The sequence below is a fragment of the Bradyrhizobium sp. USDA 4486 genome (assembly GCF_054057995.1).
Genome location: NZ_JBSRZV010000001.1, coordinates 3,547,281 through 3,564,551, shown reverse-complemented (window position 1 = coordinate 3,564,551; position 17,271 = coordinate 3,547,281). Strand labels below are relative to the sequence as shown.

General features: G+C 66.5%; 12 protein-coding genes and 1 pseudogene. 10 read left to right on the top strand and 3 right to left on the bottom strand.

The features are described 5' to 3' along the window. The first annotated feature begins 129 nt into the window (after window positions 1–129). The 10 genes from ACVWY3_RS17535 to ACVWY3_RS17490 all read left to right on the top strand — a co-directional run bounded on the left by ACVWY3_RS17535 (window position 130) and on the right by ACVWY3_RS17490 (window position 13,385). Window positions 130–1,530, top strand: coding sequence for a hypothetical protein (locus ACVWY3_RS17535; RefSeq protein ID WP_456839576.1), 1,401 nt, complete (start codon window positions 130–132; stop codon window positions 1,528–1,530). A 100-nt stretch (window positions 1,531–1,630) separates the two neighbouring features. Further along, window positions 1,631–1,900, top strand: a complete 270-nt coding sequence (locus ACVWY3_RS17530; RefSeq protein ID WP_456839575.1) for a hypothetical protein — start codon at window positions 1,631–1,633, stop codon at window positions 1,898–1,900. Between the two features lie 131 nt (window positions 1,901–2,031). After that, entirely contained in the window at window positions 2,032–3,159 is a 1,128-nt protein-coding gene (gene ccmI / locus ACVWY3_RS17525; RefSeq protein WP_456839574.1) for a c-type cytochrome biogenesis protein CcmI, read from the top strand. A 28-nt stretch (window positions 3,160–3,187) separates the two neighbouring features. Next, window positions 3,188–3,715 carry a cytochrome c maturation protein CcmE gene (ccmE, locus tag ACVWY3_RS17520; RefSeq protein ID WP_456839573.1) on the top strand — a complete coding sequence of 176 codons (528 nt, stop codon included), beginning with the start codon at window positions 3,188–3,190 and terminating at the stop codon, window positions 3,713–3,715. After that, window positions 3,712–5,694 (top strand): heme lyase CcmF/NrfE family subunit, encoded by a 1,983-nt coding sequence (locus ACVWY3_RS17515; RefSeq protein WP_456839572.1) that lies wholly within the window; start codon window positions 3,712–3,714, stop codon window positions 5,692–5,694. Before ccmE ends, ACVWY3_RS17515 begins: the two co-directional genes overlap by 4 nt. 5 nt (window positions 5,695–5,699) lie before the next feature. Further along, window positions 5,700–6,182 carry a cytochrome c-type biogenesis protein gene (locus tag ACVWY3_RS17510; RefSeq protein WP_456839571.1) on the top strand — a complete coding sequence of 161 codons (483 nt, stop codon included), beginning with the start codon at window positions 5,700–5,702 and terminating at the stop codon, window positions 6,180–6,182. A 244-nt stretch (window positions 6,183–6,426) separates the two neighbouring features. Further along, complete coding sequence (locus tag ACVWY3_RS17505; protein WP_456839570.1) at window positions 6,427–8,004, top strand: Do family serine endopeptidase; 1,578 nt, start codon at window positions 6,427–6,429, stop codon at window positions 8,002–8,004. 272 nt (window positions 8,005–8,276) lie between these two features. Beyond that, on the top strand, window positions 8,277–8,957 hold the full coding sequence (locus ACVWY3_RS17500; RefSeq protein ID WP_247275851.1) for a response regulator transcription factor: 681 nt from the start codon (window positions 8,277–8,279) through the stop codon (window positions 8,955–8,957). After that, window positions 8,941–10,401: a sensor histidine kinase gene (locus ACVWY3_RS17495; RefSeq protein WP_456839569.1), complete on the top strand. Its 1,461-nt coding sequence runs from the start codon at window positions 8,941–8,943 to the stop codon at window positions 10,399–10,401. The genes ACVWY3_RS17500 and ACVWY3_RS17495 overlap by 17 nt, the downstream gene beginning before the upstream one ends. Further along, complete coding sequence (locus tag ACVWY3_RS17490) at window positions 10,398–13,385, top strand: bifunctional [glutamine synthetase] adenylyltransferase/[glutamine synthetase]-adenylyl-L-tyrosine phosphorylase (protein ID WP_456839568.1); 2,988 nt, start codon at window positions 10,398–10,400, stop codon at window positions 13,383–13,385. Before ACVWY3_RS17495 ends, ACVWY3_RS17490 begins: the two co-directional genes overlap by 4 nt. Here the strand turns inward: ACVWY3_RS17490 and ACVWY3_RS17485 are convergent. The 3 genes and pseudogenes from ACVWY3_RS17485 to fdhF all read right to left on the bottom strand — a co-directional run bounded on the left by ACVWY3_RS17485 (window position 13,342) and on the right by fdhF (window position 17,269). After that, the gene (locus ACVWY3_RS17485) at window positions 13,342–13,551 is read right to left on the bottom strand and encodes a formate dehydrogenase subunit delta (RefSeq protein WP_456843391.1); all 210 of its coding nucleotides are present in this window, start codon (window positions 13,549–13,551) and stop codon (window positions 13,342–13,344) included. The two genes, ACVWY3_RS17490 and ACVWY3_RS17485, sit on opposite strands and share 44 nt — an antisense overlap. Before the next feature lie 27 nt (window positions 13,552–13,578). Beyond that, window positions 13,579–14,391: pseudogene (gene fdhD, locus ACVWY3_RS17480) on the bottom strand (formate dehydrogenase accessory sulfurtransferase FdhD); the annotation flags it as partial. Between the two features lie 4 nt (window positions 14,392–14,395). Then, window positions 14,396–17,269: a formate dehydrogenase subunit alpha gene (gene fdhF / locus ACVWY3_RS17475; RefSeq protein ID WP_456839567.1), complete on the bottom strand. Its 2,874-nt coding sequence runs from the start codon at window positions 17,267–17,269 to the stop codon at window positions 14,396–14,398. Window positions 17,270–17,271: the final 2 nt, after the last annotated feature.

Below are 17,271 nucleotides of genomic sequence, written 5' to 3'. Positions count from 1 at the left end.
GAAGGCCGGTCCGCAGAGCGGATCGGGGCATTCGCGCCAACGTCCTCAACCGCTTCTTAAGGCGCAGTCTCCTATGATCGCGCCCGGACGCATCCCACGTCCGCCATTTTACCGTGCATTACCGGGCGCATGAGCCAGACATCAATCGAGCGGCTGAGGGAATATCTCGCGCAGCTCCCGCCGCAGTCGCAGGCGCTGCTGATGCGGGAGTTCGAGCGCGCGCTCGAGCGCGGCCAGGACACGGCGGTGGCGACCCTCGTGCTCGAGCAGCTGCGCAAGATCGTGCGCAAGAGCGAAGCCGACGAAGCCCCGCCGGCGCGAACCGACGATTTGTCGCGGCTGCTGTTCCAGGCGCTGGAACCGTTCCTGGTCGAGGCGGGCGTGCCGATCCGGGTCGGGCAGATCCGCCGCTCCTCGCTGCATCCGATCTGGCAATGGCTCGGCCGCGACGGTGCCCCGGACAAGGTCAATGAATTCGAGGCGGCGCTGGCGCGCATGCCGGCGGATGCAGGAGGGCAGGTCGAGGCGCTCGCGCACAAGCTCCAGGCTGTGGCTGCCGAGGCCATCCTCGAGTTGACGGGTCCGGGCGGCGGCGACAAATCGCGCGCGCTCGCGCGCGTCGGCCCGCCCAATGTGATCGAGGACCTCTATTCGATCGGAGCGGTGCTCCAGGTCCGGGAGGCCATCGCCTCGTTGAACGAGAAGCTGCCGCGCTTTCTGCGCGCCTTCGGCGAGCCCCAGATCGCTTCGGTGACGGCGGCGCTCAACATTCCCGTGCTCCAGACGCCGCAGATGCTGCCTTTCGCCCTGTCGATGGTGGCGCAGCGGATGGCCGCGCCCTGGCAGATCATCCGCCTCGCCATCAAGATGGCCGCCTCCGACGACGAGATCCGCGTCGCGGCGACGCCTTATGGTGTCGCGGTCACGATAGCTCTGCACGATCTGTCCTGCGTTGCTGCGATCCTGCGCATGGACATCAAGCGCGGCTATTTCGACAATGTCGCCGACAACCTCAAGGCGCTGCATGACGGCGTGCGCGGGCTGCGCACCGAGCTCGATCTGCGCAACGATTCGGCCTGGGGCAAGCAGCTGACCTCGATCCGGGCCGACATCTCCAATGCGCTGCAATCGGAGATCGATAGCGTTCCGGGCCGGGTCCGCCGCATCCTGCGCCAGCGGCCCGAGAAGGACATCCCGCCGGGGGCGCGGATCGACAGCACCGAGGTCGAGGAAACCGCGGCGCTGATCGATTTCGTCGCGACCTGCCGCAACTATGCCAGCGAGCTTGCAATCAACGAGGTGACGCTGCGCACCTATTCCGACCTCCAGCAATATGTCGAGCGCTCGACCGAGCAGCTGGTGCAATCGCTGCGCGCCGCCGATCACAAGGTCCGTACCTACCGGCAACAGCAGGTGCAGGCCGCGATTCGCTTCTGCCAGGTGCTGTTCGGCGACGATTACGCCTCGCTGATGAGCCGCGCCGCGGAGAACGCAGCCACTGGCGAGCGCAAATCGTCGCGCGCAAGCTGATCCAAGCGCATATTTGTGTAATCACAATTTGTGGTTGACGCTGCCCGTGGCGAGCCCTACGGTCGCGATGCAAGTCTTGGAAATTTCTATCTGTGGGCGCATGAAACCCTTTATCAGCTCCATCGAGATTGAGAACCGCGTCATTGTTGCCAAATATCAACGGCTGATGGTCGGCGCGAAGGTGGTGCTGGTCGAGAAGGCAAGCGGGCGGCAGTTGTCTGAGACGGTCACCAGGGTTGCATCGCCCGTTCCCGTCGGGGCGTTGCGCATCAGATTGCCCGACGCCATCGAGCCTGGAACATACTTCCTGCGGGCCTTCAACGGCCACGGCGAGAACGCCGCGCAAAGCGCCGACTTCGAGATCGGCTAAGTCGTTGGATTTTCACCGTTTCGGGACTATGTGCGGTCGCGCCGAATTGACAATTGTCAATTGCCGCATCGTCCGGCCGTGGTGTAAAGCCAGCTATGGGCGCGGGTGGCGCGCTGCCGGAAGCTTGCCTGATGACGCTATGGTTCGTGTTCGCGCTGATGACGGTCGCGGCGATTTTCGCCGTGCTCCTGCCGCTCGGCCGCAGCGGACGCGCGCAGGATCAGAATAGCCAAACCCAGGGCAGCGAGGTCGCGGTTTACAAGGACCAGTTGGCCGAGATCGAGCGCGATCTCGCTGCAGGGTTGGTCGCTGCGCCCGAAGCCGAAGCCGCGCGCGTCGAGATCAGCCGCCGGCTGCTCGCTGCGGCCGCCAGCGAGCCCGCATTGGAGCCGAAACCGAACCTCAAATGGCGCCGCGCGGCGGCCGTGCTGGCGCTCGTCGGCCTGCCGCTGGTTGCGATCGGCGTCTACATGCCGCTCGGCTCGCCCCTGCTGCGCGACTTTCCGCTCGCGCAGCGGGAGCGCGGGGCGGGCACCGGCATGGCGCAGCCGCTCGAGAACCTCGTCCTGCAGGTCGAGCAACATCTGGAAAAGAATCCAACGGACGGGCGCGGCTGGAACGTGCTCGCACCGGTGCTGGAACGTCTCGGCCGTTTCGACGATGCGGTCCGCGCCTATCGCAACTCGCTCGCCTACAACGGCGAGAGTGCGGAGCGGCGGTCGGATCTCGGCGAAGCGATCGCGGCGGCCGCGAGCGGCGTTGTAACCGCCGAGGCGAAGAGCGAGTTCGAACGCGCGCATGCGCTCAACGCCGACGATCCCAAGGCGAACTATTTCCTCGGCCTTGCCGCCGAGCAGGACGGCCGCAAGGACGATGCCGCCAACATCTGGCGCGCACTGCTGGCGAAGGCGCCGGCCGATGCGCCGTGGCGTCCGCTGGTGCAGTCCTCGCTGGCGCGGGTCAGCGGCGGGGGCACGATGCCCGCGCTGTCGGACGAGACGATTGCCGCGTCAAAGGACATCAACGAGGGTGATCGCAACGCGATGATCCGCGGCATGGTCGAGCGTCTCGCCACGCGCCTCAAGCAGAACGGCGACGACGTCGAGGGTTGGCTGCGCCTGGTGCGGGCCTATCTCGTGATGGGTGACCGCGACAAGGCGAAGGGCGCCTCGACCGACGCCCGCCAGGCCGTCGCCAATGACGCCGAGCGGCTGCGCCAGCTCAACGAGGGCCTCAAGACGCTCGGGCTCGACGGATGACGATATTGGGACGGAGAACGGACACGCCATGACCCGCAAGCAGCGACGCATGACCATTATCGGCGGCTCGCTCGCCGTGCTCGCGCTCGCGGCCGCGCTGGTGCTCAATGCACTGCGCGACTCCATTGTGTTCTTCTCGACCCCGACCATGGTCGCCGAGAAGCACGTCGCACCGGGCAAGCGGTTTCGCCTCGGCGGCCTGGTGCAGCCCGGCTCGCTTCAGCGCGGCGACAATCTCGCGGTGACCTTCGAGGTCGCCGACGGCAATGCCAAGCTGCCCGTCGCCTACAAGGGCATCCTCCCCGACTTGTTCCGCGAAGGGCAGGGCGTCGTCGCCGAAGGCGCGCTCGATGGCAACGGCGTGTTCAAGGCCGACACCGTGCTCGCCAAGCATGACGAGACCTACATGCCCAAGGACGTCGCCGATGCCCTGAAGAAGCAGGGCCACTGGAAGGATGATTACGGCGCCAAGCCTTCTGAAAACGTCAAGGCCTCCGGTGGCAGCAAGCCTGCGGCGACGACGGCGCAGGGCAACCCGCAAGGAGCGGTGCGGTGATCGCGGAATCAGGACATTACGCGCTGGTGCTGGCGCTTGGCCTCGCGCTGATCCAGTCCATCGTGCCGCTGATCGGCGCGCGCCTGCGCGATGCCGCGCTGATGAACGTAGCGCGCTCCACCGCGCTGGCGCAGCTGCTGTTCGTTGGCGCATCGTTCATTGCGTTGGTGACGTTGCATGTGAACTCGGATTTCTCCGTCGCGAATGTCTACGAGAATTCTCACTCCATGAAGCCGCTGATCTACAAGATCACCGGCGTGTGGGGAAACCATGAAGGCTCGATGCTGCTGTGGGTCTCGATCCTGGCGCTGTTCGGCGGTCTCGTCGCGGCCTTCGGCAACAATCTGCCGCTGTCGCTGCGTGCGCATGTGCTGGCGGTGCAGGCCTGGATCGCCAGCGCCTTCTATCTCTTCATCCTGATGACCTCGAACCCGTTCCTGCGCATCGTCAATCCGCCGATCGAGGGGCGCGATCTCAACCCGGTGCTCCAGGACGTCGGTCTCGCCGTGCATCCGCCGATGCTCTATCTCGGCTATGTCGGCTTCTCGATCTCGTTCTCCTTCGCCATCGCGGCGCTGATGGAGGGACGGATCGACGCGGCCTGGGCACGCTGGGTGCGGCCGTGGACGCTGGTCGCCTGGATCTTCCTGACGCTCGGCATCGCGATGGGCTCCTACTGGGCCTATTACGAGCTCGGCTGGGGCGGCTGGTGGTTCTGGGATCCGGTCGAGAACGCCTCGCTGATGCCGTGGCTCGCCGGCACTGCGCTGCTGCATTCGGCGCTGGTGATGGAGAAGCGCAACGCGCTGAAGGTCTGGACCATCCTGCTTTCGATCCTGACCTTCTCGCTGTCGTTGCTCGGCACCTTCCTGGTGCGCTCGGGCGTCATCACTTCGGTGCACGCGTTCGCGACCGATCCGACCCGCGGCGTGTTCATCCTGCTGATCCTCTGCATGTTCATCGGCGGCAGCCTGTCGCTGTTCGCCGGCCGGGCGACCTCGCTGAAGCAGGGCGGCCTGTTCGCGCCGATCTCGCGCGAAGGCGCGCTGGTGCTGAACAATCTGCTGCTCACCGTGGCCTGCGCGGTCGTGCTGTTCGGCACGCTCTATCCGCTGGCGATGGAAGTGCTGGCCGATTTCAAGATGTCGGTCGGCGCCCCCTTCTACAATCTCACCTTCGTCCCGCTGTTCGCGCTGCTGCTGCTCGCCGTGCCGTGCGGCCCGATGCTGGCGTGGAAGCGTGGCGACCTGCTCGGCGTGACGCAGCGCCTGCTCGCGGCCGGTGTAGCCGGCCTGGTCGCGGTGGCCATCGCCTGGGGCTGGGCGAGCGGCGGTGCGACGCTGGCGCCGCTCGCGATCGGGCTCGGCATCTTCGTCATCGCCGGCGCCGTCACCGACATCGTCGAGCGGACGGGCCTCGTGCGGTTGCCGTTCGCGACGGCCATCCACCGTGCCCGCGGGCTGCCGCGCTCGGCCTGGGGCACGGCCTTCGCGCATGCCGGCCTCGGTGTCGCGCTGATCGGCATCGTCTGCGAGACCACCTGGAACAGCGAATATATCGCGACCATGAAGCAGAACGACGTCGCCCACGTCGCCGGCTACGACCTCAAGCTCGACGGCCTGTTTTCGCGGCAGGGTCCGAACTACCACGAGATGATCGCCGAGTTCAACGTCAGCCGTGATGGTGAGGCGATCAGCGTGATGACGCCGTCGAAGCGCAGCTTTACCACGCGCGGCTCCTCGACGACCGAGGCGGCGCTGCTGACCCGCGGCGCGAGCCAGCTGTACGTCTCGCTCGGGGACGCCACCGCCGACGGCGCGATCGCGGTCCGCATCTATCACAAGCCGCTGGTGCTGCTGATCTGGTGGGGACCGGTGCTGATGGCGTTCGGCGGCGTGCTGTCGCTGTCCGACCGCCGCCTGCGGGTTGGCGCGCCGAAACCGGCGCGGGCCAGGCAGCGCCTCCAGCCCGCGGAGTGATCTTGATGCGACGGATGATGGCTGCGTTCGTTGCCTTGATGCTGCTGGCTGGGCCGGCGGCGCACGCCGTGCAGCCCGACGAGATCATGTCGGACCCCGCGAAGGAGGCCCGCGCGCGCGACTTGTCGCGCGAGCTGCGCTGCATGGTCTGCCAGAACCAGTCGATCGACGATTCCGACGCGCCGCTCGCGCGCGACCTGCGCCTGCTGGTGCGCGAGCGCATCGCGGCCGGTGACAGCAATTCGCAGGTGCTCGATTTCCTGGTGGCGCGCTACGGCGAATTCGTGCTGCTCAAGCCGCGCTTCGAGCGGCACACCATGCTGCTCTGGCTGCTCGCGCCGCTGCTGCTGATCGGCGGCGGCCTGGCGCTATGGCTGCAAATCCGCCGGCGCGCGAAAAGCGGTGCGGATCTACCAGCTCCGCCGCTCACGCCTGAGGAAGAAGCGCGTCTCGCGGCATTGATGTCGGACGACGCGAAACCGTCCTGACCAGCGTTCGGGCGAGCTGAAAACGGTGAAAAAGCGCGCTGTCGGCCTATCCGGGAACTTCGGTTAAGTTCCTAAAGAACCACGACTTTTGGCCTGCGTTAAACTGCCGCATCGGCAGCGCGCCTCCATTACAAAAGTTTAACCCCGCCGCCAGCGCGCGGTAAGGCGGAAGTCCCCATCTTCAGATCCGTAAAGGTGCCCATATCCGGCACCAGATGGATTTCAAGGCCCTGGAGATATCTGCATGACCGACCGTATCGACCTCTCGAACCTCCCGTCCTACCGGCAGCCGCGCCGGTCGGTGTTTTCCGCGCGCAAGATTGCGCTGATGGCCTCGGTCGCCGCCGGGCTCGGCGCTGCCGTTTACGGCTTCAGCCCGTCGGTGTCGCCGGCCGACCTGTTCTCCAGCCCGGCCCATGCGCAGGTCAACAACGAGGTTCGCAAGGTCGAGCGTCCGGTCGGTTTCGCCGACATCGTCGAGCGCGTGAAGCCGTCGGTGATTTCCGTGAAGGTCAACATCAAGGAGAAAACTGCGAGCAACGATGATGGCGACGACGCACAGTCGCCGTTCCAGCCGGGCTCGCCGATGGAGCGCTTCTTCCGCCGCTTCGGCGGTCCGGATGGCTTCCCGGGCCTGAAAGGCGGCCGCGGCCGCGTCGTGCAGGGCCAAGGCTCCGGTTTCTTCATCTCGGCTGATGGCTATGCCGTGACCAACAACCACGTCGTCGATGGCGCCGACAAGGTCGAGGTCACCACCGATGAGGGCAAGACCTATACCGCCAAGGTGATCGGCACCGACCAGCGCACCGACCTCGCCTTGATCAAGGTCGAGGGCGGCACCAACTTCCCGTTCGCCAAGCTTGCCGACGGCAAGCCGCGGATCGGCGACTGGGTGCTCGCGGTCGGCAATCCCTTCGGCCTCGGCGGCACCGTGACCGCCGGCATCGTCTCGGCCAGCGGCCGTGACATCGGCAACGGTCCGTATGACGATTTCATCCAGATCGACGCGCCCGTGAACAAGGGCAATTCCGGCGGTCCGGCCTTCAACACCGAGGGCGAGGTGATGGGCGTCAACACAGCGATCTATTCGCCCTCCGGCGGCAGCGTCGGCATCGCCTTCTCGATTCCCGCCAACACCGTGAAGAGCGTGGTGGCCCAGCTCAAGGACAAGGGCTCGGTCAGCCGCGGCTGGATCGGTGTGCAGATCCAGCCCGTGACGTCGGACATCGCCGACAGCCTCGGCATGAAGAAGGCCGAAGGCGCGCTGGTGGCCGAGCCGCAGGCGAACGGTCCGGCGGCGAAGGCCGGGATCGAATCCGGCGACGTCATCACGGCGGTCAACGGCGAGTCCGTCAAGGACGCCCGTGAGCTCGCCCGCACCATCGGCGGCATGGCGCCCGGTGCGACCGTGAAGCTCAACGTGCTGCACAAGGGGCAGGACAAGGTCATCAGCCTCACCCTCGGCCAGCTGCCGAACACGGTCGAGGCCAAGGCGGACACCGACAACGATAGCGGCAAGGGCGCCACCAAAGGCACCGACGTGCCCAAGCTCGGCATGACCGTTGCGCCTGCCAATTCCGTGGCTGGCGCCGGCAAGGAAGGTGTCGTCGTCACCGAAGTCGACCCGAAGAGCGCCGCGGCCGAACGCGGCTTCAAGGAAGGCGACGTGATCCTCGAGGTCGCCGGCAAGAGCGTGGCCACTGCCGGCGAAGTCCGGGACGCCATCAACGCGGCGCGGACCGACAACAAGAACAGCGTCCTGATGCGCGTGAAGAGCGGCGGCCAGTCGCGCTTCGTCGCAGTGCCCATCGCCAAGGGCTGAGGGCCAGGAGGCCTACGAGATGAGGGGTGTCGCCGGCATCAGTCGCCCCCGCCGCCGACGCTCCTCGGGGGAGCAGCGCAACGATTGCTTCCCCAGCCTACCTTCCGGTGGAATTACGCCCCCCTCCGTCGGAAGGCCTAGGGCGGTGAAGTCCCCCCAGCTTCACCGCCCGCCCTTTGCCCACCCAAGTCTCTTTCGCTTGGCTTGCATGCGATTGCCGCTCGCGCCATGTTCATAGAAGGTTGACCCCCTTGACCGCCGCTGAACGCACGATGCGCCTCCTCATCATCGAAGACGACCGCGAATCCGCCGACTACCTCGTGAAGGCGTTTCGCGAAGTCGGTCACATTGCCGATCACGCCGCCGACGGCGAGGAAGGCCTCGCCATGGCCGAGAACGGCGATTACGACGTGCTGGTGGTCGACCGCATGCTGCCCAAGCGCGACGGGCTGTCGCTGATCGGCGCGCTGCGCGACAAGGGCAACACCACGCCGGTGCTGATTCTCTCCGCGCTCGGACAGGTCGACGACCGCATCAAGGGCCTCCGCGCCGGCGGCGACGATTATCTGCCAAAGCCGTATTCCTTCGCCGAGCTGCTCGCCCGGGTCGAGGTGCTGTCGCGCCGCCGCGGAGGACCTGCCGAGGACACGCTTTATCGCGTCGGCGATCTCGAGCTCGACCGGCTCTCCCACCGCGTCGCCCGCGGCAAGGACGAGCTGACGCTCCAGCCGCGCGAATTCCGCCTGCTCGAATACCTCATGAAGCATGCCGGCCAGGTGGTGACGCGCACCATGCTGCTGGAGAACGTCTGGGACTATCATTTCGATCCGCAGACCAACGTGATCGACGTGCACATCTCGCGGCTGCGCTCCAAGATCGACAAGGGTTTTGAGCGGCCGCTGCTGCACACGATCCGCGGCGCCGGATACATGATCCGTGACGGCATTCGGTAAACTCGTCCGCACCACGGCGTTTCGGCTGACGCTGGTCTATCTGCTGCTGTTCGCGATGTTCGCGGCCTCGCTGCTCGGCTATTTCGCCTGGAATACGCGGCGGCTGATCACCGAGGAGATCACGCAGACGGTCAATGCCGAGACCTCGGAGATCGAGGAGATCTACGGCCGTCGCGGCATGTTCGTCCTCGTGCGCACGATCGAATACCGGGCGCTGCGGCCGGGCGCCAACCTCTATCTCGTGACCACGCCGACCGGGCAGGCGATCGCCGGCAATGTCGGCTCGCTGGCGCCGGGCGTGATGGCGACGCGCGGCTGGTCCGAGACCGCCTACCGCCGCATCGAGGATGCCGACGACCGCGACCACCGCGCGCTGGTGCGCGTCACCGAACTCGAAAACGGCTTCCGGCTCCTGATTGGCCGCGATCTCGCCGAGCGGCGACGGCTGTTCGGCATCGTCGCCAAGGCGGCGCAATGGTCGGTCCTGATCGTGGTGGTGCTGGGCCTTGGCGGCGGCATTTTCGTCGCACGCCGCGTGCTCACCCGTATCGACGCCATGACCGGCACGGCCCAGCGCATCATGACCGGTGATCTCAGCGGACGCCTGCCGGTCGGGCGCAGCGGCGACGAGCTCGATCGCCTCGCCGAGAACCTCAACGCCATGCTGGAGCGGATCGAGGCGCTGATGGCGGGGCTGAAGGAAGTCTCCGACAACATCGCCCACGACCTCAAGACGCCGCTGACGCGCATGCGCAACCGCGCCGAGGAAGCGCTGGCGAAATCGGGCTGCGAGGCCGATTACCGCGCCGCGCTGGAACGAACCATCGAGGAATCCGACGGGCTGATCCGCACCTTCAACGCGCTGCTGATGATCGCGCGCGCCGAGTCCGGCCAGGCGCGCGGCAACATGGATGACTTCGACGCGGCCGAAGTCGCGGCCGGCATCCACGAGCTCTACGAGCCGCTCGCCGAGGACGACGGTATGACCTTGAAGGTGAAGGCCGAGCCGACGCCGATTCATGCCAACCGCGAACTGATCAGCCAGGCGCTCGCCAATCTGGTCGAGAACGCGATCAAATACGGCAAGCCGGCCGTGCAGGCGGCGGGAACCGTGGTCAGCATGGACGCAAGGCAGATCACGATCGAGGCGAAACGCGAGGGCGACCAGGTGCTGCTCGGCGTCACCGATCGCGGCCCCGGTATTCCCGAAGCCGACCGCAAGCATGTCGTCGAGCGATTCGTGCGGCTCGAAGCCAGCCGCACGCTGCCGGGCTCAGGCCTCGGCCTTAGCCTGGCTGCCGCGGTTGCGACACTTCATGGCGGCGAATTGCGGCTGGGCGATGCCAACCCCGGCCTCGTCGCCACGCTGGTGCTGCCGACGCGCACGGGCGCGGGCGACAGGGTTGCTCCTCCGCTGCCGGATATGCCACAGAAGGTGGCATGAACCACTCCGCGCCGGGAAACGCGGACAAGACTGGTGTGAGCCTCGCGACCCGCTTCGCGGAGGCTCCCCATATTGCCGCTTCCGCAACCGACGAACGACGTCTTGAGAGCTGGCTGGCGGAACTTGAGCCGGCACAATCGACTCGTATTGAGGGATTGCTGAGCCATCCCTTCGCGCGGGATATCCTGGCCGGCATTGCGGAATTCTCGCCCTATCTGCTCGATCTGGTGCGCGCCGATGCGCCGCGCCTGATCCGCCTGCTCGAATGCGATCCGGATGCGCATCTTCCTGCGCTGATCGCGGAGGCGAGGAGCGCGGTACTCGCCGCGGGCGACGAAGCCGAGGTGATGCGTCTGCTCCGCCGCATGAAGGCGGAGGCGGCTCTGCTGACCGCGCTGTGCGACATCGGCCGGGTCTGGCCGGTGATGCGGGTGACGGCGGCGCTGACCGACGTCGCGGTCTCCTCGGTGCAGGCGGCGCTCCAGTATCTGCTGCGGCAGGAAGCCGCACGTGGCAAGCTCTCACCGCCCAATCCGGAAGCCCCTGAAGAGGGCTGCGGCCTGATCGTGCTCGCGATGGGCAAGATGGGGGCGGGCGAGCTGAACTATTCCAGCGACATCGATCTCATCGTCTTCTTCGATCCCGAAGCCACGACGCTCGCGCCGGACATCGAGCCGCAGCCGTTCTTCGTCCGCCTGACGCAAGGCATGGCGCGCCTCCTCCAGCAGCGCACCTATGACGGCTACGTCTTCCGCGTCGATCTGCGCCTGCGCCCGGATCCGTCCTCGACCCAGGTGGCGATCTCGCGCGAGGCCGCGCTGAATTACTACGAGCGGGAAGGGCGCACCTGGGAGCGCGCCGCGATGATCAAGGCGCGCGCCTGCGCCGGCGACCCCAAGGCGGGCGAGGCGCTGCTCGCCGAGATCGCGCCATTCGTCTGGCGCAAGCATCTCGACTTCGCCGCGCTTGCCGACGTGCACGACATGAAGCGGCAGATGCAGACCTATCGCGGCCAGAGCGAGATCGCGGTCGAAGGGCACAACGTCAAGGTCGGGCGCGGCGGCATCCGCGAGATCGAGTTCTTCGCACAGACCCAGCAGCTGATCGCGGGCGGCCGCCATCCTGAATTGCGGGTCCGGCCGACGCTCGCCGCACTCGACATTCTCGCCTCCAGCAACTGGATCACGTCCGCCGCGCGTGACGAACTGAGCACGGCGTATCAATTCCTGCGACGGGTCGAGCACCGTCTCCAGATGATCGCCGACGAGCAGACCCATGCGCTGCCGGAGGACAAGGAATCGGTCGAGCGCTTCGCGCGCTTCTTCGGCTATCCGGATCGCGAAGCCTTTGCGCGCGACCTGCTGCGCCAGCTCGAGATCGTGCAGGGACACTACGAGAAACTGTTCGAGGGCGACGATCCGACCGGCACGGCAAAGCTGCCGGCGCTCGATTACAGCGCCGGTCCCGAGGATCCGCGCCTGCTGCAATATCTGACCTCGCTGGGCTTCAAGAAGCCTGCCGCGGTTGCGCAGACCGTGCGCGACTGGATCACCGGCGATTATCGCGTGTTCCGCAATGATCAGACGCGAGGCGCCTTCGTCGAGTTCGTGCCGGCCCTGATCGATGGTCTCGCCCATGCCGAAGAGCCGGATCGCGCCGTCGTGGCGTTCGACCATTTCCTCCAGGCGCTTCAGCGCGGCGGCCGGCTGATCACGCTGCTCGGACAGAACCGCGATCTCGTCGCGCTGGTGGCCTTAGTGCTGGGCGCGGCGCCGCGGCTCGGCGAGATGCTGGCGCGGCAGCCGCAGCTCATGGACGGGCTGATCGATCCGCGCTTCTTCGGCGCAATGCCGGACAAGCAGGAATTGTCGGGACGGCTCGCGGCGACCGTGCAGGACGCCGGCTCATACGAGGAGTTCCTCGATCGCCTGCGCTTGTTCGGGCAAGAGAGTCTGTTCCTGATCGGCACGCGTATCCTGTCCGGCACCGTGTCGGCGCAGCAGGCGAGCACGGCTTTTGCCGACGTCGCCGAAGGCATCGTCCACACCGTGCACGGTCTGGTCGCCGATCGTTTCGCCGCCCAGCACGGCCGCATCAAGGACCAGGAGACCGCGATCATCGCGATGGGCCGGCTCGGCAGCCGCGAGATGACGGCCTCGTCCGATCTCGACCTGATCCTGCTCTACGATTTCGATAGCGACGAGCCGGACTCGGACGGGCCGAAATCGCTCCAGGGTGCGCATTATTTCGCCCGCTTCACCCAGCGCCTGATCAGCGCCTTCACGACCCGCACCAATTACGGCGTGCTGTACGAGATCGACATGCGGCTGCGCCCCTCCGGGCGTGCCGGCCCCGTGGCCTCGAGCCTCGTCTCCTTCGCCGACTACCAGGTCAACGAGGCCTGGACCTGGGAGCACATGGCGCTGACGCGCGCGCGCGTGGTGTCGGCGTCGAGTGAATTCCGCCAGCGGATCGAGCGCGTGATCCGCGATGTCCTGACCCGCCGCCGCGATCCCGTCACCACCGCCAACGACGTTGCCGACATGCGGCATGCCATCGCGCAGGAGAAGGGCGAGAGCGACCATTGGGATCTCAAATATGCCGCCGGCGGCATGGTCGATATCGACTTCATCGCGCAATATCTCCAGCTCGTGCACGCTCACGACAAGCCGGGGATCCTCGACGTCAGCACCCTGCAGGTGCTGGAAAATGCATGCAGGCTCGGCGTGCTTTCGCAATCGGAGACCGAGATCCTGCGTGCCGCGGCGCGGCTTTATCACGATCTGACGCAGATCCTGCGGCTCTGCGTCAGCGACCGCTTCAAGCCTGAGACCGCCGGCACCGATCTTCAGCGCGTCATGACACGCGCCGGCGATGCGCCGGATTTCTCTGCGCTTGAGGCCCGCGTGAAGGAGACGCAGAGCGAGGTGCGGCGCGTGTTCAGGACGCTGCTGGGAGGGACGTCGTCTGCTTCAGCACGGTGATGGCCTCGCGCACGTTCGGCTCGAGCCCCACGCCGCCGGCATCGAGATGGGCGAAGATCGCGCGCTTCATCCGGGGATCCCAGAACTTCCTGATGTGCTCGGCAATCCCTGGCACGGCCTTGTCGTGGCCCTGGCTCTGGAAGAACTTGCCGATCTGGTTGGCCATGTAGATCAGGCGGTCAGGCGACATCGGCAACTCCGTGGCATGGCAGGCAACGATCCGGCCGCCATGCGAGAACACTTCGAACCCGTCCTGGCGGGCAATGGCGATCAGCGTGATGCCGGCGGCTTCCGCGGTGCGCACCGCGAGCGCGGTGGGCGCGGAGACCGCGACCATCACCGGCGCGCCGATCGCGGCGGTCTTCTGCACCATCTCGACCGAGACGCGGCTGGTGAGCAGCACCATGCCGCAACCCGCGTCGGTGCGGCTGCGCGCGAGCGCGCCGGCGAGCTTGTCGAGCGCGTTGTGGCGGCCGACATCCTCGCGCAGCGCGACGATGTTGCCGGTCGTAGACCAAAATGCGGCGGCATGGACCGCGCGGGTTTGCAGATTGATCGATTGCAGCGGCGCGATGGCCTGCATCGCCGCCATGATCTGATCCGGCGTGAAGGTCTGCCCCTGCGGCACCACGCCGGCAGGCCGCACCGCTTCGGCAATGGACTCGATGCCGCAGATGCCGCAGCCGGTGGCACCCGCGATGTGGCGGCGGCGCTCGCTGATGCGTGCGGCGTCGTCCGAGGCCAGCCACATGCGCAGCTCGATGCCGTCGTCGAGGCGAACCACATCGAGCGACTTGATGTCGTCGACCGATTTGATGATGCCTTCGTCCAGGCTGAAGCCGACGGCGAAATCCTCGAGGTTCTGCGGCGTGCCCATCATGACGGCATAGGTGCCGCCATTATAGGTCAGCGCCAGCGGCGTCTCCTCCGGTATCAGCCGCGTCCCTTCGGACGCGACCGCGCCGCGCCAGATCTCGCGATCGATGGCCTGGACCGGCACGTGCATCCGGCTACTCCGCGGCCTCGGCCGGCGCGATGCGGCGGGAATGCCGCGCCTGCGCGTCATAGGCCTTCTGCCAGTCGGACGGGCCGTTCGACGGCGAGACTTGCACCGCCGTCACCTTGTATTCGGGGCAGTTGGTCGCCCAGTCCGAATAGTCCGTGGTGATGACGTTGGCCTGCGTGTCCGGGTGATGGAAGGTGGTGTAGACGACGCCGGGCGCGACGCGGTCGGTGATCTCCGCGCGCAGCGTGGTCTCGCCGGCGCGGCTCTTCAGCCGCACCCAGTCGCCGTCGCGGACGCCGCGTTGCTCGGCGTCGTGCGGATGGATCTCGAGCCGGTCCTCGGCATGCCAGACCACGTTCTCGGTGCGCCTCGTCTGCGCGCCGACATTGTACTGGCTGAGAATGCGGCCGGTGGTCAGCAGCAGCGGATAGCGCGGGCCGGTGCGCTCGTCGGTCGCGATATATTCAGTGACGACGAACTTGCCCTTGCCGCGGACGAAGCCGTCGATATGCATCACAGGCGTGCCCTCGGGCGCCTTCTCGTTGCAGGGCCATTGCACCGAGCCGAGCTCGTCCAGCTTGGCGTAGGAGACGCCGGCAAAGGTCGGTGTCAGCGCCGCGATCTCGTCCATGATCTCCGAGGGGTGGCTGTAGTTCATCTCGAAGCCCATCGCCTTGGCAAGGCCGATGGTGACCTCCCAGTCGGCCATGCCGTTCTTCGGCGTCATCACCTTGCGCACGCGCTGGATGCGGCGCTCGGCATTGGTGAAGGTGCCGTCCTTCTCCAGGAAGCTCGAGCCGGGCAGGAAGACGTGGGCGTAGTTCGCGGTCTCGTTCAGGAACAGGTCGTGGACGATGACGCATTCCATCGCCGACAGCGCCGCCACCACGTGGCTGGTGTTGGGATCGGACTGCAGGATGTCCTCGCCCTGAACGTAGATGCCCATGAAGGTGCCTTCGACCGCGGCGTCGAACATGTTGGGAATGCGCAGGCCCGGCTCTGGGTTGAGCTTGACGTTCCACAGCGCTTCGAACTGGTCGCGCACGGCATCGCCGGAGATGTGGCGGTAGCCGGGCAGCTCGTGCGGGAACGAGCCCATGTCGCAGGAGCCTTGCACGTTGTTCTGGCCGCGCAGCGGGTTCACGCCGACGCCGGGACGGCCGATATTGCCGGTCGCCATGGCGAGGTTGGCGATCGCGATCACGGTGGTCGAGCCTTGGCTGTGCTCGGTGACACCGAGGCCGTAATAGATCGCGCCGTTGCCGCCGGTGGCGTAGATGCGGGCGGCCTCGCGCAGCAGCTTGGGATCGACGCCGGTCAGGATGGCCGTGGCTTCCGGGCTGTTGTTCGGCTGCGCGACAAAGGCGGCCCATTCCTCGAACTCGGCCCAGTCACAACGCTCGCGCACGAAGGCTTCGTTGACGAGGCCTTCGGTGACGATGACATGCGCCAGCGCGGTCATCACCGCAACGTTGGTGCCGGGCATCAAGGGCAGGTGCAGCGCCCTCACATGCGGCGATTCCACCATCTCGGTACGGCGCGGATCGATCACGATCAGTTTTGCGCCCTGGCGCAGCCGCTTCTTCAGGCGCGAGGCGAACACGGGGTGAGCGGAGGCCGGGTTGGCGCCGATCACGACGACGACATCGGTGTCCTCGACCGAGTCGAAATCCTGCGTGCCGGCCGAGGTGCCGAAAGCGGTGGCAAGGCCGTAGCCGGTCGGGGAGTGGCAGACGCGGGCGCAGGTGTCGACATTGTTGTTGCCGAAGCCGGCGCGGATCAGCTTCTGCACCAGATAGGTCTCTTCATTGGTGCAGCGGGACGAAGTGATGCCGCCGATGGCGTCGCGGCCATACTTCTTCTGGATGCCGCGCATCTTCGACGCGGCGAACGAGAACGCCTCGTCCCAGGACACTTCCTTCCAGGGATCCTCGATCCGCTCGCGGATCATCGGCTTGAGGATGCGTTCCTTGTGGTTGGTGTAGCCCCAGGCGAAGCGGCCCTTGACGCAGGAATGGCCGCGATTGGCCTTGCCGTCCTTGTACGGCACCATGCGCACGACTTCCTCGCCGCGCATCTCGGCCTTGAAGGCGCAGCCGACGCCGCAATAGGCGCAGGTGGTGACGACCGAATGTTCGGGCTGGCCGATCTCGATGACGGATTTTTCCGTCAGCGTCGCGGTCGGGCAGGCCTGCACGCAGGCGCCGCAGGAGACGCATTCGGAGCCGAGGAAACTCTCGCTCATGCCGGGCGAGACGCGGCTGTCGAAGCCGCGGCCGGAGATGGTCAGCGCGAAGGTGCCTTGCACCTCCTCGCAGGCGCGGACGCAGCGCGAGCAGACGATGCACTTGGAGGGATCATAGGTGAAGTACGGGTTGGACTCGTCCTTCGGCATCCAGTGCTCGTTGCTGCAGCCGTTCGTCTTGGCGAAGACGTGGTTCTCCCCCTCATAGCCGTAGCGTACGTCGCGCAGGCCGACGGCGCCGGCCATGTCCTGCAATTCGCAATCGCCATTGGCGCCGCAGGTGAGGCAGTCGAGCGGATGGTCGGAGATGTAGAGCTCCATCACGCCCTTGCGCAGCTTCTTCAGCCGCTCGGTCTGGGTGTGAACCACGAGACCGTTCATGACCGGCGTGGTGCAGGAGGCCGGCGTGCCGGCACGGCCTTCGATCTCGACGAGGCAGAGCCGGCAGGAGCCGAAGGCGTCGACCATGTCGGTGGCGCAGAGCTTCGGGATCTGATGGCCGGCGTCCATCGCGGCCCGCATGATCGAGGTGCCCTCGGGCACCGTCACCTGGTTGCCGTCGATGGTCAGCGTGACCATCGTTTCCGATTTGGAGCGCGGCGTGCCGTAGTCGATTTCCTCGATCAGAGACATTG

Excerpts from the sequence above, each read along its gene's own strand:
- ACVWY3_RS17505 (WP_456839570.1), top strand. The coding sequence starts at position 6,427 with ATGACCGACCGTATCGACCTCTCGAACCTCCCGTCCTACCGGCAGCCG.
- fdhF (WP_456839567.1), bottom strand. The coding sequence starts at position 17,269 with ATGTCTCTGATCGAGGAAATCGACTACGGCACGCCGCGCTCCAAATCG.
- ACVWY3_RS17485 (WP_456843391.1), bottom strand. The coding sequence starts at position 13,551 with ATGGCCAACCAGATCGGCAAGTTCTTCCAGAGCCAGGGCCACGACAAG.
- ACVWY3_RS17500 (WP_247275851.1), top strand. The coding sequence starts at position 8,277 with ATGCGCCTCCTCATCATCGAAGACGACCGCGAATCCGCCGACTACCTC.
- ACVWY3_RS17490 (WP_456839568.1), top strand. The coding sequence starts at position 10,398 with ATGAACCACTCCGCGCCGGGAAACGCGGACAAGACTGGTGTGAGCCTC.
- ccmI (WP_456839574.1), top strand. The coding sequence starts at position 2,032 with ATGACGCTATGGTTCGTGTTCGCGCTGATGACGGTCGCGGCGATTTTC.
- ACVWY3_RS17535 (WP_456839576.1), top strand. The coding sequence starts at position 130 with ATGAGCCAGACATCAATCGAGCGGCTGAGGGAATATCTCGCGCAGCTC.
- ccmE (WP_456839573.1), top strand. The coding sequence starts at position 3,188 with ATGACCCGCAAGCAGCGACGCATGACCATTATCGGCGGCTCGCTCGCC.
- ACVWY3_RS17510 (WP_456839571.1), top strand. The coding sequence starts at position 5,700 with ATGCGACGGATGATGGCTGCGTTCGTTGCCTTGATGCTGCTGGCTGGG.
- ACVWY3_RS17530 (WP_456839575.1), top strand. The coding sequence starts at position 1,631 with ATGAAACCCTTTATCAGCTCCATCGAGATTGAGAACCGCGTCATTGTT.